The following is a 21,288-nucleotide window of genomic DNA, read 5'->3' as shown; positions in this document are numbered from 1 at the left end:
GGCGGCACTGGCCACTCGGGTGAAGCCCTGATCAGGTGCTCGTACGATCAACGGAGGGGTGATCATCCTCGGGTGTGCTGACCGACCATCTGTACGTTGCCGGTGCCCTCGATGATCTCGCCGGCCTGCCATGCCTCGACCCCACGGCCGGTCAGGGTGGCCAGCGCCCGGTCGGCGTCCTCGGCCGACACGATCGCGAACATGCCGACGCCCATGTTGAAGGTCGACTCCATGTCGTGGTCGTCGATGCGCCCCTTGGACTGGATCAGGTCGAAGATCGGCTGCGGCTTCCAGGTGGACCGGTTGACCACGGCGTCGACGTGCTCGGGCAGCACCCGGACCAGGTTGCCGGGGATGCCGCCACCGGTGATGTGGGACAGCGCCCGCACCTCGGCCTCGGCGATCAGCTTGAGGCAGTCCTTGGCGTAGATCTTGGTCGGGGTGAGCAGTTCCTCACCGAGGGTCCGCTGCCGACCGAAGTCGTCGATCACGATGTCCAGGCGCATCCGGGCCGCACCGAGCAGCACGTGCCGGACCAGCGAGTAACCGTTGGAGTGCAGGCCGGAGGAGCGCATGGCGATCACCACGTCGCCCACCTCGACCCGCTCCGGGCTGAGGATGTCGGCTTCCTCGACGACGCCCACACCGGTCGCGGAGATGTCGTACTCGTCCGGGCGTAGGACGCCGGGGTGCTCGGCGGTCTCCCCGCCCAGCAGCGCGCAGCCGGCGTAGCGGCAGCCGTCGGCGATGCCCGCGCCGATCTCGGCGACCTTGTCCGGAACGACCTCGCCGGTGGCGATGTAGTCGAGCAGGAACAGCGGCTCGGCGCCGCAGGCCACCAGGTCGTCGACGACCATCGCGACCAGGTCGATGCCGACCGTGTCGTGAATGTCCATCTGCTGGGCGATCACCAGCTTGGTGCCCACCCCGTCGGTGGAGGACGCCAGGATCGGGCTCTTGTACTTCTTCGTGTCCAGCCGGAACAGGCCGGCGAAGCCACCGAGGTCACCGAGCACCTCGGGACGGCGGGTCTGCCGCACCTTCGACTTGAGCAGCTCCACCGCGCGGTCGCCCGCGTCGATGGAGACACCGGCGTCGGCGTACGAGACCGAGCGTTTGCGCGCCTGGCGGCCTGCACCGCCCGTCCACGGCTGGCGGTCGCCGCCGGCGCCGGTCGGGCTGCTTCCTGCGCCGCTGCGCTCGGACACGTGCGTCACGGTTCTCCCCTTTGGTTCTCGGTGCCGCCGGCGGTAGCCGGGCCGCGCCGGTTGGTGCTACGGGCGGTTTGCGGTAACGCCACCCGCGGTGGCGACGGACGAGCCGTTGGTGGGCGGGGCCTCCGGCGCCGAGTTGGCGACGCGTCGGCCCACCCCTTCGAGCACGTGCTTTCCGATCAGGTTGCCGGCCGGCAACTCGATCGGGTACTCCCCATCGAAACACGCCCGACACAACCGGGTCTTCGGCTGCTCGGTCGCGGCGATCAGGCCAGGAAGCGAAACGTAGCCCAGCGTGTCGGCGCCGATGGAGCGCCGGATGCCGTCGTTGTCCAACCCGTTGGCCAGCAGCTCCGCCCGGGTGGCGAAGTCGATGCCGTAGAAGCAGGGCCAGCTGACCGGCGGCGAGGAGATCCGGACGTGCACCTCCAGCGCCCCCGCCTCACGCAGCATCCGGACGATGGCGCGCTGGGTGTTGCCGCGCACGATCGAGTCGTCCACGACCACCAACCGCTTGCCCCGGACGTTCTGCCGCAGCGGGTTGAGCTTGAGCCGGATGCCGAGCTGACGCAGGGTCTGCGACGGCTGGATGAAGGTGCGACCCACGTACGGGTTCTTCATCAGGCCGGCGCCGTAGGTGATGCCGGAGGCCTCCGCGTACCCGATCGCGGCCGGCGTGCCCGACTCGGGCACCGGGATGACCAGGTCGGCCTCGACCGGGTGCTCCTTGGCCAGCTGCCGCCCGATCTGCACCCGCGCCGCGTGGACGTTACGCCCGGCGATCGTGGCATCCGGGCGCGCGATGTAGACGTACTCGAAGAGACAGCCCTTCGGCTCCGGCGCGGCGAACCGGGTGGAGCGCAGACCGTTCTCGTCGATCGCGATCAGCTCGCCCGGCTCGACCTCGCGCACCACGCTGGCGCCGACGATGTCCAACGCGGCCGTCTCGCTGGCCACGACCCAGCCGCGCTCCAGGCGGCCGAGCACCAGCGGGCGGACGCCGTGCGGATCGCGGGCCGCGTAGAGCGTCGACTCGTCCATGAAGACGAAGCTGAACGCGCCACGCAGCTGCGGCAGCACCTCCAGCGCGGCCGCCTCGACCGACAGATCCGGTCGGCTGGCGAGCAGCATCGTCACCAGAGAGGTGTCGTTTGTCGAACCGTCCGCGATGAGGCCGCGCTCGGCGACCTCCTTCTCCAGCTCGGCCGTGTTGACCAGGTTGCCGTTGTGGGCCAGCGCGATGGTCGTGCCGGAGGTGGTCGACCGGATCGTCGGCTGGGCGTTTTCCCAGTTCGACGCGCCGGTGGTGGAGTATCGGGCGTGCCCGATCGCCAGGTGACCGCGCAGGCTCGCCAGGGTGGGCTCGTCGAAGACCTGCGCCACCAGGCCGAGGTCCTTGTAGACCACCACGCCGGAGCCATCGCTGACCGCGATGCCCGCCGCCTCTTGGCCGCGGTGCTGGAGGGCGTAGAGGCCGAAGTAGGTCAGGTTGGCGACCTCTTCGCCGGGGGCCCAGACGCCGAAGACGCCGCAGGCATCCTGGGGGCCAGGTCGTTGGGGGTCAAGGTCGTGGCTCAGCCGGCCGTCGCCTCGGGGCACCTACCGCTCCCTCATGCTGGTCTGGACCGGCCGGGCGGGATCACGGGCGGATCCACACTCCTCTGCCGGGACCACTGTCGTCGCCTGACAGTGTACGCGAATCGCCGTCAATACAGAACGTCACGATTTCCCTGCTCAGCGTCACGGGGAGTGAGGCATCGGGACGACTAGAGGGGCAGATACGCCGAGAGGTCCGCACGGTTGCCACTCATCTGGACGCGACCGTCGGTGACCGCCTCCGCCCAGCCCACCCTGCCGGTCGCCAGCTCCAACCAGGTGTTCGGGGCCATCTCGACAACGTTTGGTGGGTTTCCTCTGGTGTGTCGAGGCCCCGGTACGCACTGGATCGCCCCGTATGGTGGGACGCGCACCTCCACCGATCGGCCGGGGGCGCGCTCCGCGAGGACGGCCAACAACGACCGGACCGCCTCTCGGAACACCGGCCGTTCGGGCGTACGCCCCTCGTCGAGCGCCGACAACGCGGCCGTAACGGCAGCGGACTTAATGTGCGGAGAGGACACGACGGGACGATACGGCCCCCAGGCCAGACACGCGACGCTGCCCCTGGGTCGCGCTCATGCAGTCGGACAAGGCATAGTTGCCGACGGCGTATTCGTACCGTGATGATCCCCGGCCCGGCGCCCCGCCGGTCAGAGGGAAGTCAGCCCGGAAGGCGGTGGACGTGTCAACACACCGACGTGCCTGGAAGCAGCGGGCCGGTGTGGTCGTAGCGCTGGTTGCCGGCGCTCTGCTCGCCGTCCCCGCCACACCAGCCATGGCTGCAGAGGTCAGCGTTTCCCCCGGCTCGGTCACCGTAAACGCCGGCAGCGACGCCACGATCACCGTACGCGTCACTGGGGGTAATGGCGACGAGTCGGCGAAGGTCAGCCTCTCCGGCCTCCCGTCCGGCGTCAGCTGCGCCAGTGGTTGCGGCGATGTCAAACTCTCCGGCGGCGCCCTGGGCAACCCGACAGGGTCGGTGCTGGTCCGGATCGCGGCCAGCGACAACGCTGGCGACGCGACCGCGACCATCACGGTAGCGGTCGAGGCCCCTTCGGGCCCGGACACCGCCAACGTCTCGCTGACGGTGAAGGGCAAGGCCGCTCCGCCGCCGCCGCAGCAGAACCAGACCGTGCGGTCGGTCGCCGGCAAGGTGGTCGCGCAGGCGGACGGCAAGGCCGTGCCGAACGCGTTCGTGGTTCTCCAGGACACCGCCGGTCACCGCTACGACGCCACCAGCAACGGCAGTGGCGACTTCCGCTTCACCGGCACCACCGACAAGCCGATCGCGCCCGGCCGGATCGACCTCGGCGCTTCGTTCGACAACATCAAGGCGTTCAAGTCCTTCAACGCCAGCGCGGGCCAGGCCATCACCGGGCAGCGGCTCAGCCTCGCGATCAGGGTCGAGGTGACGCCCAGCGCCACCCCGTCCGCCACCCCCGAGGCCACCCCCACCGAGGACGCTGCGACCGAGGAGGGCACCGAGGAGGAGCCCACCGAGGAGGCCAGCCAGGGTGCTCCGGCAAACGCCGCGAACACCGAGGACAGCGGCGGCATCGGCTCGTACTTGATCATCCTGCTCGGTGGTCTTCTGGTCGCCGCCGGTGTCGGCACTATCGTGCTGCTCTGGATGAAGCGCCGGGAGAACGGCGACGACGACGGCGCTCCGGCGGCCGCTGGTGGCGGCGGTGTGGTGCCGCCCTCTCGGGGCGGGTTCCGCGGTCCCGACGACCAGACCCGGGTGGTCGGTGGTCGTCCCGGCGGCGGAGTAGACCCGACCATGGTCGGCGGCGCGGCGCTGAGCGAGGCTCCGACGATGATGCACCGCCCGGTGGTCGACGACGTGCCGCCGGACCCGTACGGCGCACCTGCCCAGACGTACGGCGGCGCGGGTCAGCAGGGCTGGGGCGGCGCCGGCTACGGCGACGAGCCAGCGCCCGGTGGGTACGGTTACGGCAACGCGCCCGCTTCGGGTGGCGGCTACGGCACTCCGGCTGGCGCCGAGGGCGGCTACGGTGCGGCCGGTGACGGCTACGGTGGCGCGCCTGGTTCCGGTGCCGGCTACGGCGGCGCACCAGCGCCCGCTGGTGGCTACGGCAACGCTCCGGCCTCCGGTGGCGGCTACGGCAGCCGTGACTACGACGCCCCGGGCGGCACCGCCGCCTACCCGCCGGCTCCCGCTGGCGGCGCGGCCTACGGCGAGCGGTTCGACGAGCCGACCGGCCGGTACACCGGCGACAGCACCCAGTACCCGGCCCCGGCCGACCCGTACGCCACCGGCGTCTACCAGCCGGAGCAGGGGCAGGGGTACGGCCAGCCCGATCCCGCCCCGTACGGCGGTCGCGCGACCGAGCCGACCAAGGGATACGGCGGTCCGGAGGCTGGCGGTTACGACCAGGGCGGCTACGGCCAGCCCGCCGGCGGGTACGACCAGGGCGGCAGCTACGGCCAGGAGCCTCCGCAGCAGCGCGGCGGCTACGACGACCGAGGCTACGACCAGGGCGGCTACGGCCAGCCCGCCGGGCGGAACCGACCGGAGACCCCGCCGCCCCCGACCGAGCGCGGCGGTCGTCGCCTCGACTGGCTGGACGACTGACCCCACCACAGCGCACGGAAACGGCCGCCCGGATTCTCCGGGTGGCCGTTTCGCTGTAAGACCCACTCGGCTTTCAGGAAGTCGGACCATCCCGCAGCCCTGGACACCCCGACTTCCTGAAAGCCGAGTTGATCACAGGGTGCGGGCCGGACGCGGGCGGCCGGTGCGGCCAGACGCGGTCAGGCGGTCAGGCGGTCAGGCGGTCAGGCGGTCAGGCGGTCAGGCGGCGGAGAAGACTCCCTGGTGGAGCACCGGTACGACGTCCGACACGCCGATCCGGACGGCGACGTCGACGTCCGCGCCGAAGCCGCTCTCAGTCAACTCCCGCCCGGAGACGCTGCCACGCACTGCGGCGGGCAGATCCGGGGTGCTGGCCAGCGCGGCGAGCGCCATGGCCGCCTCCACCGAGAGCCCACCCGGCACGCCGGAGAGGGCGTCAAGCACCGAGGCGGCGCCGAGTTGGTCCTCCACCGACGGGCGCAGCGACCCGTCCGGCCAGTGCTCCCCTGCGGCGATCACGCCGATCGGGGCGTCCACCGTGCCGTACCCCTGGCGGCGCAGCCAACGCCCGACGGCGCGTGCGTTGCGCAGGCACGCCGCGACCACCGGCAGGCCGGTGGCACTGGCGGCGGCGCTGATGGCGGAGCCGTTCGGGGAGGGCAGCACGAGGTCCGCCACCACGGGTGCGCTGCTCAGCGCCGCGGGCGAGAGCGACCACGGGTGTTCCACTGTCGTCTGCCGCCGCCCGACCGCGGCGGTCGCGCCCACCCGGACGGCGTACTCGGCGGCCTGCTCACCCCAGGGGAACGGGTGCACCCGCATGCCCCGGGCGACCGCCACCTCAACGGCGGTGGTGAACGACAACACGTCCACCACCACCAGCGCCGCGCAGACCCGACCGAGCTCGGCCGCCCCGGTAAGCCCCCAGTCGAACCGGGCACCGGAACCGGGTTGGCCGAAGACGGTGGCCGCCACCGCCCTCAGCGCTCGTCAGGCGCCGGTTCGGTGACACCGGTGTCAGACTCGGACACCGCGCCGGGCTGCTCTGACCCGATCGGCTCGACCGCGCCGGTCTCCGGGGAAGGGCCCGAAGAGGCGATCGGCTCGGAAACCACCTCGGCCGCGTCGAGCGGCTCGGCCTGAGCAACCGGCAGCGGAACGCCCTCGACCGCACCCGCCACACCGGCGGCCGGCGCGGGCACCTCGACAGCCGCCGAGCCGCCGAAGAGGCGCGGCAACGTCTCGGTGTGCGCGGCGCGCAGCTCGTCCAGGCCGATCCGGAACTGGCCGTGCACCTCAAGCGCACCGCCGGCCGGGTCGGTGACGCCGATCAGCTCGAACGGCACGCCCCGCTCGGCGCAGAGCGCCGCGAACGCCTTGTCGTGACCGCGCGGCACCGACACCAGCGCACGGGTGGCGGACTCGCTGAACAGGTAGACGAACGGCATCGAGCCCTCGGCGAACTGCTCCGGCACCGCGATCCGGGCACCGACGCCGCGACGCAGGCAGGACTCGACCAGGCTCTGCGCGAGGCCACCGTCGGAGAGGTCGTGTGCCGAGCTGAGGTGACCGACCCGGGCCGCCTCGGCCAGCAGCTCGGCGAGCGCCTTCTCCCGCCCGAGGTCGACCTGCGGCGGAATGCCGCCGAGGTGCTCGTGCGTCACCCAGGCCCACTCCGAGCCGGACAGCTCCACGTTCGTTTCACCGAGCAGGTAGAGCTGGTCGTGGTCGCCACCGGCGCGCGGCACGAAGCCCATCGGCACCCGGTCGGCGACGTTGTCCAGCACGCCCAGCACGCCGACCACCGGGGTCGGGTGGATGGCCGCCGCGCCGGTCTGGTTGTAGAAGCTGACGTTGCCGCCGGTCACCGGGATGCCCAGCTCCAGGCAGCCGTCCGCCAGGCCGCGCACGGCCTCGGCGAACTGCCACATCACGCCCGGGTCCTCCGGCGAGCCGAAGTTGAGGCAGTTGGTCACGGCGATCGGCTTCGCGCCGGTCACCGCCACGTTCCGGTACGCCTCGGCCAGGGCCAGCTTGGTGCCGTGGTACGGGTCCAGTCGGGCGTACCGACCGTTGCCGTCGACCGACAGCGCCACGCCGAGGCCGGTCCGCTCGTCGATCCGGATCACGCCGCCGTCCTCCGGCTGGGCGAGCACGGTGTTGCCCAGCACGTAGCGGTCGTACTGCTCGGTGACCCAGGTCTTGTCGGCCAGGTTGGGCGACGCGATCATGCGCAGCACGGTCTCCCGCAGCGCCTCCGGGTCGGCCGGGCGGGGCAGCGTCTCGGCCCGGTCGGCCTGGAGCAGGATCAGGTCGGCCGGCTCCCGCATCGGCCGGGCGTAGACCGGGCCGTCGTCGACGAGCGAACCCGGTGGCACGTCGACGACCAGGTGGTCCTGCCAGGTGATCAGCAGTCGACCCGGGCGGCCGTCCGGCTCCGGTGCGGTGACCTCACCGATCGCGGTGGCGAGGACGCCCCACTTCTCGCAGGTCTTGAGCACGGCGTCGAGCTTGTCCGGCTCGACGACCAGCAGCATCCGCTCCTGCGACTCGCTGGCCAGGATCTCGTGCGGGTCCATCGAGGGCTCGCGCAGCGGCACCCGCTCCAGCCAGACCCGCATGCCGGTGCCGGCAGCGGCGGCGGTCTCGGTGAGCGCGCAGGTCAGGCCGGCGCCGCCGAGGTCCTGGATGCCGACGACCAGTTGGCCGTCGTACAGCTCGAGGCACGCCTCGATCAGCAGCTTCTCGGTGAACGGGTCGCCGACCTGCACGGCGGGTCGGCGGGCCTCGCTGCCCTCGTCGAAGGTGGCGCTGGCCAGCACCGAGACGCCGCCGATGCCGTCCCGGCCGGTCTTGGCGCCCATCAGCACGACAACGTTGCCTGGGCCGGCGGCTGCCTTGTTCTGCAGCCGGTCGACCGGGAGCACGCCCAGGCAGAGCGCGTTGAGCAGAGGGTTGCCCTGGTAGGACGGGTCGAAGACCAGCTCACCACCGATGTTGGGCAGGCCGAGGCAGTTGCCGTAGCCGCCGACGCCGGCCACCACACCGGTGAGCACCCGGGCGGTGTCCGGGTGGTCCGCGGCGCCGAAGCGCAGCGGGTCCATCACGGCGACCGGGCGGGCACCCATGGCGAGGATGTCCCGGACGATGCCGCCGACGCCTGTCGCCGCGCCCTGGTACGGCTCGACGAAGCTCGGGTGGTTGTGCGACTCGACCTTGAAGGTCACCGCCAGCTCGTCGGAGACCTGCACGACACCGGCGTTCTCACCGATGCCGGCGAGCAGCCGGTCGCTGTGCGGGGCCTTCTCACCGAACTGGCGCAGGTGCACCTTGCTCGACTTGTACGAGCAGTGCTCGCTCCACATGATCGAGTACATGGCCAGCTCGGACTGCGTGGGCCGGCGGCCGAGGATCTGCCGGATCCGGTCGTACTCGTCGTCACGCAGGCCCAGCTCGGTGTACGGCTGAAGCTCGCCCGGGGTGCCACCGGCACGCGGCACGGTGTCCACGCCGTCGGTCCAGATGGCGGCGGCCGGCTGGGCGGGAGCGGTCGCCGGTGCGACCGGCTGCGCCGGGCTCGGCTCGCCCGGCTGCGCCGGGGCGGAGTACGCCTCCGGTGTGTCCCGTACCGGGTCCGGATGGGTGGTCATGACCTCTCCTCGCTGCGCTCGTGCCCGCCGGAACCGCTCCTCGCACTCATGCCGGCGCCCCGACCAGGTGCTTGAGGACCGACGTGAAGAAGCCGAGGCCGTCCAGCGAGGGGCCGGTGAGCGCCTCCACCGCGTGCTCGGGGTGCGGCATGATGCCGACAACGTTGCCGGCGGCGTTGGTGATCGCGGCGATGTCGCGCTGGGACCCGTTGGGGTTGCCGCCGACGTAACGGGCGACGACCCGGCCCTCGGCTTCGAGCTGGTCCAGCGTCGCGGTGTCCGCGACGTAGCAGCCCTCGCCGTTCTTGACCGGGATGAGCACTTCCTGGCCGGGCTGGAACGCGTTGGTCCACGCGGTCCCGGCCGACTCGATGCGCAGGACCTGGTCCCGGTTGCGGAAGTGCAGGTGCTGGTTGCGGGTGAGCGCGCCGGGCAGCAGGTGCGCCTCGCAGAGGATCTGGAAGCCGTTGCAGATGCCGAGCACCGGCAGGCCACCCCGGGCGGCGTCCACGAGCGTCTCCATCACCGGGGCGAACCGGGCGATGGCACCGCACCGCAGGTAGTCACCGTAGGAGAACCCGCCGGGCAGGACGACAGCGTCGACGCCGTGCAGCTCCGGGTCGCCGTGCCAGAGCCGGACCGGCTCAGCGCCGGCGATCCGGACGGCTCGGGCCGCGTCCCCGTCGTCGAGCGAGCCGGGGAAGGTGACCACACCCACCCGGGCGGTCACGAGCGGGCGTCCGCGGTCTCGTCGGCCTCGACCAGGCGGACGGTGAAGTCCTCGATGACCGGGTTGGCGAGCAGTTTGTCGGCGATCTCCCGAGCGCGGTCCAGGTCCGGTTCACCGGTGAACTCGATCTCGATCCGCCTGCCGATCCGAACCGAGGCGACGTCATTGACGCCGAGCCGGGGCAGCGCGTTTGCGACGGCCTGGCCCTGCGGATCGAGGATCTCGGGCTTGAGCATGACGTCGACGACGACGCGAGGCACTGGGCACTCCTGACTGTGTACGCAGTTGGGTGCCGACCCACAATGGGCGAGCGCAGCCAGCGTACCTGGCAGATATCGCCGCGGACGCACCGGCCGGGTGCAGTTCAGGCAGTGATCGACATTACCGGCGCTCAGGGTGACCCGCCAGCCGCGACAGCCGGCTTCAGCAGGACATATACGGCGCAGCGGGTGGCCGAATCGTTACATCAGTCGATCTCGATCTGATCCTTGATAACGACCGCGTCGCGCCCTACTGTACATCGACGTAAGTCGATTCAGGCGCTGGTGGAAACCCCCGCTGCCGCCTCACCCGCACCCGGCGACCCCGGGCCCGCCCCGTCCAAGGAGTCCCCCCGATGCGCATCCGCCCCCTGCTCGCCGTACTCAGCATCGCGCTGGTCGGCGCCCTCGGCGTCACCTCCGCCGCGTCCGCCGCCCCGCCCAGCCCGAACATCATCGGCGGCGGCACCGTCTCGTCCGCGCCCTGGGCCGCCGCGGTGCTCAGCAACGGCTCGTTCACCTGCTCCGGCAGCGTCATCGCCGCGCAGTGGGTGCTCACCGCCCGGCACTGCATCAGCGGCACCATGTCGGTGCGCGTCGGAAGCGTCGACCGCACCTCCGGCGGGGTCACCCGCACGGTCAGCGCCACCTACACCCGCAACGACCTCGCGCTCATGCGGCTTTCCAGCACCGTCAGCACCTCCGCGGTGAGCCTGGCCAGCAGCAACCCGCCGATCAACTCGACGAACTCGATCTACGGCTGGGGCATGACCTGCTACAGCGGCTGCTCGGCGTCCACCCAACTGAAGACCGCCACCGTCCGGGTGACCAGCAACAGCGTCACCGACGCCTACGGCGGCCAGGCCATCCGCAGCACCCGGATCAACGGCAACGCCTGGCGCGGTGACTCCGGTGGCCCGCAGTTCTACAACGGTCAGCAGGTCGGCGTCGCCTCCACCGCCGACGGGTCGAGCATCCAGAACTACGGCAGCGTTGCGTACAACCGGGCCTGGATCACCTCGGTGGCCGGTGTCTGACGGTTAGCGCCCGGTGAGGCGCGGATGGTCGGCCACGCGCCGACCGTCCGCGCCGCTCCGTTTTGCAGCATCCGATCAGGTGAACAATGCACACGATCGGGTCGCGCCACTCCTGACAGCATCGGAAACGTGCTGGTCGTGACGACAGATCAACTGCCCGGCTACGAGATCCGCCAGATTCTCGGTGAGGTGGTGTCATCGATGGCCAGGACGCGCAACCCGTACCGCGAGGGTGTGAAGAACCTGCGCGGTGGCGCGTACGACCCGATGGCCCCGGACAACCTGACCCGGTGGCGTACCGACTCGGTGACGCGCCTCGGCGAGGAGGCCCTGCGGCTCGGCGCGAACGCGGTGATCGGCATGCGGTTCGACAGCCGGGACTGCGGTGAGCTGTGGATGGAGATCTGCGCGTACGGCACGGCGGTTATCGCCGTACCCACGATGCCCCAGGTCATGCCGGCCGACCAGCCGGCGGTGGCGGCGGAGACCGCCACCGACCCCGCCTTCGCCGAGTCTCTCGGCGGCATCGCCGAACCCGCAAGCGGCCCCAACCTACGAACAGCCCCAGAAACCCCCACCCACGGATAACCCCACCCCTGCCCCGTTGATCAAGAGGTTTGCGTCATCCAGGAGATCGAAAATGACGCAAACCTCTTGATCAACAAGGAAAGCGAGGGCGGGGGACTACAGGATGGGGGGTGGGGTGTAGGTTGCCGCCTCCGGGTGGGCTTCCACGACGGCCGTGATGCGGCGGGTTACCGCTTCCACCTGGGCTTGGGCGGCGCCTACGAAGGCGTTGCGGTCGGCGACCAGGGTGTCGATGTCGGCGCGGGACAGGCCGAGTCGACCGTCCGCCGCCAGGCGGTCGAAGAGGTCGTTCTCCGGTGAGCCCTTCTCGCGCATGGCCAGCGCCACGGCGACCGCGTGCTCCTTGATCACCTCGTGGGCGACCTCCCGACCGACGCCCCGCCGGACCGCCGCGACCAGGACCTTCGTGGTGGCCAGGAACGGCAGGAAGCGCTCCAGCTCCCGGTTGATCACCGCCGGGTACGCGCCGAACTCGTCGAGCACGGTGAGGAACGTCTGGAACAGCCCGTCGGCGGCGAAGAACGCGTCCGGCAGTGCCACCCGTCGGACCACCGAGCAGGACACGTCCCCCTCGTTCCACTGGTCGCCGGCCAACTCGCCGACCATCGACAGGTAACCCCGAATGATCACGGCGAACCCGTTCACCCGCTCCGACGAGCGGGTGTTCATCTTGTGCGGCATCGCGCTGGAACCCACCTGGCCCGGCTTGAAGCCCTCCGTCGCCAGCTCTTGGCCGACCATCAACCGGATCGTGGTGGCCAACGACGACGGCGCGGCGGCGGTCTGGGCCAGCGCGGCCAGCACGTCGAAGTCGAGCGAGCGCGGGTAGACCTGCCCGACGCTGTCCAGAACCCGGGAGAAGCCCAGGTGCTCAGCGACCCGCCGCTCCAACTCGGCCACCTTGTCGGCATCGCCGTCGAAGAGGTCGAGCTGGTCGGCGGCCGTGCCGACCGGTCCCTTGATCCCCCGCAGCGGGTACCGGGCGATCAGCTCCTCCAGCCGCTCGTACGCGATCAGCAGCTCCTCCGCCGCCGACGCGAAGCGCTTGCCCAGCGTGGTGGCCTGCGCCGCCACGTTGTGCGAACGACCGGTCATGACCAGCTCGGAGTGCTCGTGAGCCAGCGAGGCAAGCCGGGCCAGGGTGGCCACCACCCGGTCCCGGATCAGCTCCAGCGAGGCGCGCACCTGGAGCTGCTCGACGTTCTCGGTGAGGTCCCGGGAGGTCATCCCCTTGTGCACGTGCTCGTGCCCGGCGAGCGCGCTGAACTCCTCGATCCGGGCCTTCACATCGTGCCGGGTGACCCGCTCCCGCTCGGCGATCGAGGCGAGGTCGACCTGGTCGAGCACCCGCTCGTACGCCTCGACCACACCGTCCGGCACCGGCACGCCCAGGTCACGCTGTGCGCGGAGCACGGCGAGCCAGAGCCGCCGCTCCATCCGGACCTTCTCCTCGGGCGACCAGAGGGCGACCAACTCGGGTGAGGCGTACCGGTTGGCGAGCACGTTCGGGATCGTCGTCACGTACCTCATTGTCCCGCACGCGCTGGTCAGCACCCGGACCGGGCCGGGCCAACGATCAGCGCGCCCTCAGCGCTCCAGGATGGCGGTCACGCCCTGACCACCGGCGGCGCAGATGGAGATCAGCCCGCGTCCGCTGCCCTTCTCGGCCAGCAGCTTGGCCAGCGTGGCCACGATCCGCCCGCCGGTCGCGGCGAACGGATGCCCGGCGGCCAGCGAGGATCCGTTCACGTTGAGCCGGTCGGTGTCGATCGCGCCCAGCGGGGCGTCCAGGCCGAGCCGGTCCTTGGCGAACTCCGGCGACTCCCACGCGGCGAGGGTGGCCAGCACCTGCGACGCGAACGCCTCGTGGATTTCGTAGTAGTCGAAGTCCTGCAACGTCAGCCCCGCGCGGGCCAGCATCCGGGGAACCGCGTACGCGGGTGCCATCAGCAGCCCCTCGTCGCCGTGCACGAAGTCGACAGCCGCTGTCTCCGACCAGCTGAACCAGGCCAGTACGGGCAACTGATGCGCCGCCGCCCACTCCTCGCTGGCCAGCAGCACCGTGGACGCGCCGTCGGTGAGCGGCGACGAGTTGCCGGCGGTCATGGTGGCGTGCTCGGCATCCGGGCCACGGGTGCCGAAGACCGGCTTCAGCGAGCCGAGCTTCTCCAGGCTGCTGTCCGGGCGCAGGTTCGCATCCCGGGTCAGCCCCAGGTACGGCGTCATCAGGTCATCGAAGAAGCCCCGGTCGTAGGCGGCGGCGAGTCGCTGGTGTGAGCGCAGCGCCAGCTCGTCCTGGGATCGCCTGTCGATCTGCCAGCGCAGGGCGGTGCGGGCGGCGTGATCCCCCATGGACAGGCCGGTGCGCGGCTCGGCGTTGCGCGGGATCTCCGGCTTGAACGGCTGGAGCGGGCGCAGCTTCGCCGCGACCTTGAGCCGTTCGCCCAGCGTACGGGCCGAGTTGAGCTTGAGCAGCGTGCGGCGCATCTCCTCGTTGATGGCGAGCGGGGCGTCGGAGGTGGTGTCGACCCCGCCGGCGATGCCCACGTCGAGCTGCCCGAGGGCGATCTTGTTGGCGACCAGGATGGTCGCCTCCAGACCGGTGCCGCAGGCCTGCTGGATGTCGTACGCCGGGGTGTGCGGGTCGAGTCGGGAGCCGAGGACCACCTCGCGGGTGAGGTTGAAGTCGCGGGAGTGCTTGAGCACCGCACCGGTGACCACCTCGCCGACCCGCTGCCCGGCCAGCCCGTAGCGGGCGATCAGGCCGTCCAGCGCCGCGCCGAGCAGGTCCGCGTTGGACGCGTCCGCGTAGCGGGAGTTGGAACGGGCGAAGGGGATGCGATTGCCCCCGATGACCGCGACGCGCCGGATGCTCTGCACGATCCGCCTCCTCGACATGTGTTGCTCGAACCCTACTCGCCAGTAGGCTACGCCCATGACCGACAGGTACGCGAGCTTCGTCCAATCGGCCGCCGGCCGCGCGCTGGTCAAGCGCCTCGGGCTGCCCGACCCGCCCCGACTGCGCCGGCACCACCCCGGCGACCCGCTGCTTCCCGGGCCGGCCCTGCTCGGCGCGGCCACCGGCGGCCGGCTCGCCGAGCCGGCCGCCAAGATCCTGACCGCCGCCGGGGTCGAGCTGCGTGACACCGGCACCGCCGGACCGCAGGACCGCTTCGGAGCCCTGGTGTACGACGCCACCGGGATCACCGACTCGACCGAGCTGCGCCAGCTGTACGACTTCTTCCACCCGCAGGCCCGGGCGGTGCTGCCCAACGGCCGGGTGATCGTGTTGGGCACCCCGCCGCAGGAGTGCCCGACACCCCGCGAGGCGACCGCCCAGCGTGCCCTCGAAGGGCTGGTCCGCAGCATCGGCAAGGAGTTCGGTCGGGGCAGCACCGCGCAACTCGTCTACGTGACCCGCGCCGAGGGCGACATTCGCACGGGTCTCGAATCGACCCTCCGCTTCCTCCTCTCCGGGCGGTCGGCGTACGTGTCGGGGCAGGTCATCCGGGTCGGCGGCGGTGCGGCGAGCGCCCCGGCCGACTGGGATCGTCCGCTGGACGGGCAGGTCGTGCTGGTCACCGGCGCCGCGCGGGGAATCGGCGCGGCACTGGCGAAGGTGCTGGCCCGCGACGGCGCGCAGGTGGTGGCCCTGGACATCCCGGCCGCCGGCGACGCGCTCGCCGCGGTGGCGAACGACATCGGCGGCACCGCCGTCCAACTCGACCTGACCGCGCCGGACGCGCCGACCCGACTCGCCGAGCATCTGGCCAGCCGGCACGGCCGGGTCGACGTGGTGGTGCACAACGCCGGCATCACCCGGGACAAGACGCTCGGCCGGATGGACGCCGACCGGTGGGACCAGGTCATCGACGTCAACCTGTCCAGCCAGGAGCGGATCAACGACGTGCTGCTGGAGCGGGAGCTGATCCCGGCCGGCGGGCGGATCATCTCGGTCTCCTCGATCGCCGGGATCGCCGGCAACCGGGGGCAGACCAACTACGCCACCAGCAAGGCCGGCGTGATCGGGTTGGTCGACTCGCTCGCCCCGAGCCTGCGCGAACGGGGAATCAGCGTCAACGCGGTGGCCCCCGGCTTCATCGAGACCCGGATGACCGCCCGCATCCCGTTGGTCGTCCGCGAGGCGGGCCGGCGGATGAACAGCCTGGCCCAGGGCGGGTTGCCGGTGGACGTGGCCGAGACGATCGGTTGGCTCGCCTGGCCGGCCAGCGGCGCGGTCAGCGGCAACGTGGTCCGGGTCTGCGGCCAGAGCCTGCTGGGGGCGTGATGCGGGGCAAGGGGGAGCCGGACGACGACCTTTCGCTGCACGAGCTGATCGACGGCCCGACCGAGGCGCTGACGGCGGAGACCGTGACGGCGGCGCTCGGGCCGTCGTCGCGCAGCCGTACCCGTGTCGAGCTGCCCCGGATGCCGGCGGTCGGGGCGCTGCACCGACGGGCGTTGCTCGGCGCGCTACCCGGCCTGGGCGGCGGGCGACGCGGGCCCGACCTGCCGGCGGTCGAGTTGACCGTGCGCGGGGTGACCGTCGACCGGACGCAGCTGGCCGACTACGACCGGGTCTGCGGGTTCCGGCTCAGCGATCGGCTGCCCGCGACGTTTCCGCACGTCATGGGCTTCCCCCTGGCCCTGCGCCTGATGACCGCTCCGGACTTCCCCATCCCGCTGATCGGCCTGGTGCACGTCGGCAACCGGATCACCGTGCACCGCCCGATCACCGCCGATGAAACCCTCGACTTCATCACGTACGCGGACAATCTGCGCCCACACGAGCGGGGGCGGCAGGTCGACGTGGTGTTGGTCGGCTCGGTCGACGGGGAGGAGGTGTGGCGCGGCGTCTCGACGTACCTCGGTCGGGAGGGCAAGTCCGGCGGACGCGACCGGGGCGAACGTGCCGCAGCGCCCACGACCACCGCGCGCTGGCCTGTGGAACCACGTGTCGGTACGGAGTACGCGCGGGTTTCCGGCGACCACAACCCGATCCACACGTCCCGGCTCGGGGCGCGGCTGTTCGGCTTCCGCCGGCCGATCGCGCACGGCATGTGGAGCAAGGCGCGCTGCCTGGCCGCGGTGGAGGCCCGACTGCCGGACGCGTACACCGTCGAGGTCGCCTTCAAGCTGCCAGTGCCGCTGCCGAGCACGGTGAGCTTCGCGCTCCTGCCGGACGGCGGGTTCACAGTGCACGACTCACGCGGCCGGCCACACCTGGCGGGTCTCGTGCGCTGAGCGCACCCGGGCGGCCCGACCGCCGACGACAAGACCCCGCACGGCCCGCTGCTCGCCGCACCGGCCCTGGTCCGCGCGGCCTGACTCCTACGGTCCTTGACCTGGTGACGCGTCGGCGACCGCCGGGTGCGGTTCGCCGGGCCAGTCGAGCACGCTCACCGGACGTTCGAAGAACGTCTCCAGCACGACCATGGCCTGGGTGCCGGTGACCCCGTCGATGCCGAAGATGCGGCGCAGCGCCGCTTGCAGGTCTTCGGTCGTCGCGGTACGGATCTTCACCAGCAGGGATGCCGCGCCGGCGATGATGTGCGCTTCCTGGATCTCGGGTATGGCCGCAAGCGCGTCGCGGGTGGGGGGATCGCCCATCCACGAGTCGGCACTGACCATCACGAAGGCCGACACGCCACGGCCGACGAGCGCCGGGGCGACGTCGACGGTGGTCCGGCGGATCACGCCACGTTCGCGCAGCTTGCGTACCCGGTCATGGGCCGAGCCGGCGGACAGGCCCACCGCCTTGGCGAGTGTCGCGTAGGGCTGGGTGGCGTCCCGCTGCAGGTGCGCTAGCAACGCGCGGTCGATGTCATCTACCACCGAGGCATCTCCATTGAACAGGATTTGGGCAACTGACCTATTGACCTTATCAAGTATGGTGCTTACATGTTTTTGCCGAACGACACTCCAACGTAGGGGCAGGCGATGGCCGATACCGTTCCCGCTGAGTTCCGTCTCCTGGACGAGCGGTTCCGTGGCTGCGACGGCGACTTCGTGGTCGAACGGCTGCACAGCGGCGCACGCAAGACTGAGGGGCCAGCGTATTTTCCGGCCGGCCGCTACCTGGTGTGGAGCGACATTCCCAACGACCGGATGCTGCGTTGGGATGAGACAACCGGGGCTGTCGGCGTCTACCGCCACGGCTCGGGTTACGCCAACGGCAACACCGTGGACCGCCAGGGTCGGCTCGTCACGTGCGAACAGGGCAATCGACGGGTCACCCGCACCGAGCACGACGGCACCATCACCGTGCTCGCCGACGGCTTTCACGGCAAGCGGCTCAACAGCCCCAACGACGTGGTCGTCCGCGCCGACGGCACAATCTGGTTCACCGACCCGATTTACGGCATCCACAGCGACTACGAGGGCAACAGGGGCGACAGCGAGTTCGACGGCGCCTGTCACGTGTTCCGCCTGGACCCTGCCACGGGCGACATGCGCATCGTGGCGGACGACTTCTGCCGCCCCAACGGCCTGGCGTTCTCAGCCGACGAACAGCAGCTCTACATCGTGGATACACGGCAGGACCCCAGTCACATCCGCGTCTTTGACGTCACGGCCGAAGGCACCCTCGGCGGTGGGAAGATCTTCGCCGAGTGTGACTTCGGCCGATTCGACGGCATTCGTCTCGATGACGGTGGGCGGGTGTGGGCGGCGGCCTGGGACGGGGTGCACTGCTTCGACCCCGACGGTGCCCTCATCGGCAAGTTGCTGCTACCCGAACCGGCAGCCAACCTCACGTTCGGCGGGCCGAAACGCAACCACCTGTTCGTCACCGCCGGAACCTCGGTGTACACGCTGCGAGTCACATTCAACGGCGCCCATTACCCCCCGGCCAGCAGCGAGAAGCGATGAGGGACGCGAACCCTTCCGATACGCCCGCCCCGATCACGACGACGGCGGCGATCCAACAGTGCATCGCCCGCAGCCCCGGCAGTGTCGGTTGACGACAGGAGCTGAGACGGCGCTTGGCTGAGCAGTCCGCGCAATGTCGGCGAAGCGCCACCGGCCGCCGCCGAGCCGCCGAGCATGGGGGCATGGACGCCCTGCTCGACCTCCTCCGGGGGACGGTCACATCGCCGTGGGCGTACCTGCTGATCTTCGGCCTCACCGCGGTCGACGCGTTCTTTCCCGCGGTGCCGGGCGAGGCGGCGGTGATCACCGCGGCGGTGCTCTCCGCGAGCGCCGGGCATCCCAGCCTGACCCTGGTGATCATCAGTGCCGCCCTCGGCGCGCTGGTCGGCGACCACATCTCGTACGCGATCGGGCAGGGCGGTGGCGCCCGCCGGCTGGCCCGCCTGCCCGACGGCAGCCGCCGGCGGACCAGCTCCGACTGGGCCCGCCGGGCCGTGGACCGGCGCGGCGGAATGATCCTGACCACCAGCCGGTACGTGCCGGGCGGCCGGACCGCGGTCACCCTCACCATGGGCGCGGTGCGTTATCCCCGCCGGTCGTTCCTGCTGTACGACAGCATCGCGGCGATCACCTGGGCGCTGTACTGCGGGCTGCTCGGCTACTTCGGCGGGCTGGCCTTCGAACGTGACCCGGTGAGGGGTGTGCTGGCCGGGGTGGGGCTCTCGGTGGTGGTCACGTTCGGGCTGGAGGGGATCCGGTGGCTACGCCGCCGGGCGCACCGCCGCGCCGCCGCGCGCCGCTGACCGTGCCGGTGCCGCAGGTCAGAGCAGGTCGGCGTCGTACACCAGGATGGCCAGCTGCACCCGGTTGCCCGCGTGGAGTTTCGCCAACGCCCGGCTGACGTGTGCCTTGACGGTGGCCTCGCTCATCGTCAGCCGCCGCGCGATCTCGGCGTTGCCGTGCCCGCGCGCCACCTCCCGGACGATCGCCAACTCCCGCTCGGTCAGCGGTGCGAGCCGCTCCCGGGCCGCGTCCCGGCGGGCCGGACCACGCTCGGCGAACGAGCTGATCAGACGCCGGGTCACCGTCGGGGCGAGCATCGCGTTCCCGGCGGCCACCGTCCGAACGGCGGCGGCCAGCTCGCGGGGCGGGGTGTCCTTGAGCAGGAAGCCGACCGCACCGGCCCGCAGCGCCCGGTGCACGTACTCGTCGAGGTCGAAGGTGGTCAACATGATCACTTTCGGGCCGGCGGCGACCACCTCGGGCGCGACGGTCAGCCCGTCGACGCCCGGCATCCGCACGTCGAGCAGCACCACGTCGGGGCGTAACCGCTGGGCCTGCTCCAGCGCGCCCGCGCCGTCCGCTGCCTCACCGACGACGGTGATGTCCTCCGCCGCCTCAAGGATCAGCCGCAACCCGGCCCGGACCAGTTGCTCGTCGTCGACCACCACCACCCGGATCACGCCGCACCCGCCACCGGAATCAGGGCCCGGACCAGGAAGCCGCCGTCCACCGCGGTGATCACCGCGGGGGTGTTCGCGGCCTCCGGGGCGCCCGTACCTGCCGGCGGTGATCCTGGTGGCCGCCGCCGGGGCGCTGGTCGGCGACCACATCTCGTACGCCATCGGGCGGGGCGGTGGCACCCGGCTGCTCGACCGACTGCCGCCCGACGGTCGACGCCGAGCCGCCATCGACCGGGCCCGCCGGGGGATCGCCACCCGGGGCGGTCTGATCCTCACCGTGGCCCGCTACATTCCGGGCGGCCGGACCGCGGTCACCCTCACCATGGGTGCGGTGCGCTATCCCCGGCGACGGTTCCTGGCCTTCGACGCGCTGGCCGCCGGCTCGTGGGGGCTCTACTCGGCGCTGGTCGGCTACGTCGGCGGGCTGGCCTTCGAGCAGGACCCGCTGCGTGGTCTCCTGCTCGGTCTGGGCCTCGCCCTGACGGTGACGGTGGTCGTCGAGGCGGTCCGCTGGCTCCGCAACCGCCGCCATGCGGGGCGAGCCGAGCCGGGCACCGACAGTGTCTCCGCCGGGGCCGTCAGTCGGCCGGCGGACGCCAGGTGACGCCGTGCAGGAGTTGGGCGGCACCGAGCCAGGCCACGTTCATCATCCGGGTGGCAGTCTTCTCCGGTTCGGCCTCCGGGTGGTCCGCGAGCCAGTCGGCCAGCGACTCGGTCGCGCCGACCAGGGCGTACGCGACGACCTCCAGGTCGATGGCGGCGATCTCGCGGCCCTCGGCGCGCAGCGCGTGGTCGAGCATCCCGGCGACCACCTCGACCAGCCGGGCCCGCATGGTGGCCAGCTCGCCGGCGAACGGCTGCTCGCCCCGGGCCTGCCGGTAGAGCACCGCCCAGCCGTCCCGGTGCGCGCCCACGAAGCCGAAGAACGCCTTCAGGCCGCGCCAGAGCCGCTCGTCGGCTGGCAGGTCGGGGGCCGCCGCCCCGGCGATGGCCTGCATCATCCGGGTGCCCTCCCGGTGCAGGCAGGCGACGAAGAGCTCTTCCTTGGTGCCGAGGTACGCGTACACCATGGGTTTGGAGATGCCGGCGTCCTCCGCGATCTCGTCCATGCTGGCGGCGTGGAAGCCACGTCGGGAGAAGACCTTGACGGCCGCGTCGAGCATCTGCTGCTCGCGGACGGCGCGAGGCAGGCGCTTGAAGGCGGGGACGCTGGACACCTTGCGAGCATACCTACTCGTGCGTAGGGTTACGCGCGAGTAGCCAATCTTCCGGAAGGCGCAC

General features: G+C 71.4%; 19 protein-coding genes and 1 pseudogene. 8 read left to right on the top strand and 12 right to left on the bottom strand.

The features are described from left to right. Nucleotides 1-62: 62 nt before the first annotated feature. The 3 genes from purM to ABZU52_RS17180 form a co-directional block, all read right to left on the bottom strand. Entirely contained in the window at nucleotides 63-1,217 is a 1,155-nt protein-coding gene (gene purM / locus ABZU52_RS17190; RefSeq protein WP_354971987.1) for a phosphoribosylformylglycinamidine cyclo-ligase, read from the bottom strand. A 57-nt stretch (nucleotides 1,218-1,274) separates the two neighbouring features. Continuing rightward, nucleotides 1,275-2,813 (bottom strand): amidophosphoribosyltransferase, encoded by a 1,539-nt coding sequence (purF, locus tag ABZU52_RS17185; protein ID WP_354971986.1) that lies wholly within the window; start codon nucleotides 2,811-2,813, stop codon nucleotides 1,275-1,277. Nucleotides 2,814-2,980: 167 nt separating this feature from the next. Then, nucleotides 2,981-3,334 (bottom strand): sterol carrier family protein, encoded by a 354-nt coding sequence (locus ABZU52_RS17180; RefSeq protein WP_354971985.1) that lies wholly within the window; start codon nucleotides 3,332-3,334, stop codon nucleotides 2,981-2,983. Nucleotides 3,335-3,495: 161 nt separating this feature from the next. On the opposite strand from ABZU52_RS17180, the gene ABZU52_RS17175 reads away from it, so the two are divergent. Further along, nucleotides 3,496-5,409, top strand: a complete 1,914-nt coding sequence (locus ABZU52_RS17175) for a carboxypeptidase-like regulatory domain-containing protein (RefSeq protein WP_354971984.1) — start codon at nucleotides 3,496-3,498, stop codon at nucleotides 5,407-5,409. Between the two features lie 219 nt (nucleotides 5,410-5,628). Here the strand turns inward: ABZU52_RS17175 and ABZU52_RS17170 are convergent, their stop codons facing one another. From ABZU52_RS17170 to purS, 4 genes are read right to left on the bottom strand one after another with little or no spacing between them, the layout of a single operon-like run. After that, nucleotides 5,629-6,384, bottom strand: coding sequence for a 2-phosphosulfolactate phosphatase (locus ABZU52_RS17170; protein WP_354971983.1), 756 nt, complete (start codon nucleotides 6,382-6,384; stop codon nucleotides 5,629-5,631). 5 nt (nucleotides 6,385-6,389) lie between these two features. Next, nucleotides 6,390-9,059: a phosphoribosylformylglycinamidine synthase subunit PurL gene (gene purL, locus ABZU52_RS17165; protein WP_354971982.1), complete on the bottom strand. Its 2,670-nt coding sequence runs from the start codon at nucleotides 9,057-9,059 to the stop codon at nucleotides 6,390-6,392. A 46-nt stretch (nucleotides 9,060-9,105) separates the two neighbouring features. Continuing rightward, complete coding sequence (purQ, locus tag ABZU52_RS17160; protein WP_354971981.1) at nucleotides 9,106-9,789, bottom strand: phosphoribosylformylglycinamidine synthase subunit PurQ; 684 nt, start codon at nucleotides 9,787-9,789, stop codon at nucleotides 9,106-9,108. Continuing rightward, on the bottom strand, nucleotides 9,786-10,049 hold the full coding sequence (purS, locus tag ABZU52_RS17155) for a phosphoribosylformylglycinamidine synthase subunit PurS (protein ID WP_167180584.1): 264 nt from the start codon (nucleotides 10,047-10,049) through the stop codon (nucleotides 9,786-9,788). The genes purQ and purS overlap by 4 nt, the downstream gene beginning before the upstream one ends. Before the next feature lie 356 nt (nucleotides 10,050-10,405). On the opposite strand from purS, the gene ABZU52_RS17150 reads away from it, so the two are divergent. Together ABZU52_RS17150 and ABZU52_RS17145 are read left to right on the top strand one after the other, a co-directional pair. Then, nucleotides 10,406-11,086 carry a trypsin-like serine protease gene (locus ABZU52_RS17150; RefSeq protein ID WP_354971980.1) on the top strand — a complete coding sequence of 227 codons (681 nt, stop codon included), beginning with the start codon at nucleotides 10,406-10,408 and terminating at the stop codon, nucleotides 11,084-11,086. Between the two features lie 24 nt (nucleotides 11,087-11,110). Next, the gene (locus ABZU52_RS17145) at nucleotides 11,111-11,674 is read left to right on the top strand and encodes a YbjQ family protein (protein WP_354971979.1); all 564 of its coding nucleotides are present in this window, start codon (nucleotides 11,111-11,113) and stop codon (nucleotides 11,672-11,674) included. Between the two features lie 96 nt (nucleotides 11,675-11,770). Here ABZU52_RS17145 and purB read toward each other — a convergent pair whose 3' ends face one another. Further along, a complete protein-coding gene (gene purB / locus ABZU52_RS17140) occupies nucleotides 11,771-13,195 on the bottom strand; it encodes an adenylosuccinate lyase (RefSeq protein ID WP_354971978.1) in 1,425 nt (474 codons plus the stop codon). A 66-nt stretch (nucleotides 13,196-13,261) separates the two neighbouring features. Continuing rightward, entirely contained in the window at nucleotides 13,262-14,554 is a 1,293-nt protein-coding gene (locus ABZU52_RS17135; RefSeq protein ID WP_354971977.1) for an acetyl-CoA C-acetyltransferase, read from the bottom strand. 55 nt (nucleotides 14,555-14,609) lie between these two features. Between ABZU52_RS17135 and ABZU52_RS17130 the strand changes: the two genes are divergently transcribed. Further along, nucleotides 14,610-15,962 carry a 3-oxoacyl-ACP reductase gene (locus tag ABZU52_RS17130; protein ID WP_354971976.1) on the top strand — a complete coding sequence of 451 codons (1,353 nt, stop codon included), beginning with the start codon at nucleotides 14,610-14,612 and terminating at the stop codon, nucleotides 15,960-15,962. Between the two features lie 140 nt (nucleotides 15,963-16,102). Further along, entirely contained in the window at nucleotides 16,103-16,918 is an 816-nt protein-coding gene (locus tag ABZU52_RS17125) for a MaoC/PaaZ C-terminal domain-containing protein (RefSeq protein ID WP_354971992.1), read from the top strand. Nucleotides 16,919-17,005: 87 nt separating this feature from the next. Here ABZU52_RS17125 and ABZU52_RS17120 read toward each other — a convergent pair whose 3' ends face one another. Further along, complete coding sequence (locus tag ABZU52_RS17120; RefSeq protein WP_354971975.1) at nucleotides 17,006-17,509, bottom strand: Lrp/AsnC family transcriptional regulator; 504 nt, start codon at nucleotides 17,507-17,509, stop codon at nucleotides 17,006-17,008. A gap of 105 nt (nucleotides 17,510-17,614) precedes the next feature. Here ABZU52_RS17120 and ABZU52_RS17115 point away from each other — a divergent pair, with 105 nt between their 5' ends. Beyond that, complete coding sequence (locus tag ABZU52_RS17115; RefSeq protein WP_354971974.1) at nucleotides 17,615-18,544, top strand: SMP-30/gluconolactonase/LRE family protein; 930 nt, start codon at nucleotides 17,615-17,617, stop codon at nucleotides 18,542-18,544. Nucleotides 18,545-18,726: 182 nt separating this feature from the next. Continuing rightward, nucleotides 18,727-19,347 (top strand): DedA family protein, encoded by a 621-nt coding sequence (locus ABZU52_RS17110; RefSeq protein ID WP_354971973.1) that lies wholly within the window; start codon nucleotides 18,727-18,729, stop codon nucleotides 19,345-19,347. Between the two features lie 18 nt (nucleotides 19,348-19,365). Here ABZU52_RS17110 and ABZU52_RS17105 read toward each other — a convergent pair whose 3' ends face one another. Beyond that, a complete protein-coding gene (locus ABZU52_RS17105) occupies nucleotides 19,366-20,007 on the bottom strand; it encodes a response regulator transcription factor (protein ID WP_354971972.1) in 642 nt (213 codons plus the stop codon). Nucleotides 20,008-20,055: 48 nt separating this feature from the next. Between ABZU52_RS17105 and ABZU52_RS17100 the strand changes: the two are divergent. Next, nucleotides 20,056-20,611, top strand: a pseudogene (locus ABZU52_RS17100) (DedA family protein); the annotation flags it as partial. Here ABZU52_RS17100 and ABZU52_RS17095 read toward each other — a convergent pair. Continuing rightward, the gene (locus ABZU52_RS17095) at nucleotides 20,586-21,224 is read right to left on the bottom strand and encodes a TetR/AcrR family transcriptional regulator (RefSeq protein WP_354971971.1); all 639 of its coding nucleotides are present in this window, start codon (nucleotides 21,222-21,224) and stop codon (nucleotides 20,586-20,588) included. The pseudogene ABZU52_RS17100 and the gene ABZU52_RS17095 sit on opposite strands and share 26 nt — an antisense overlap. Nucleotides 21,225-21,288: the final 64 nt, after the last annotated feature.

Source organism: Micromonospora sp. NPDC005220, assembly GCF_040607895.1.
In the GTDB taxonomy this organism is placed as follows: Bacteria; Actinomycetota; Actinomycetes; order Mycobacteriales; family Micromonosporaceae; genus Micromonospora.
This window is presented reverse-complemented; position numbering and strand designations above follow the sequence as displayed.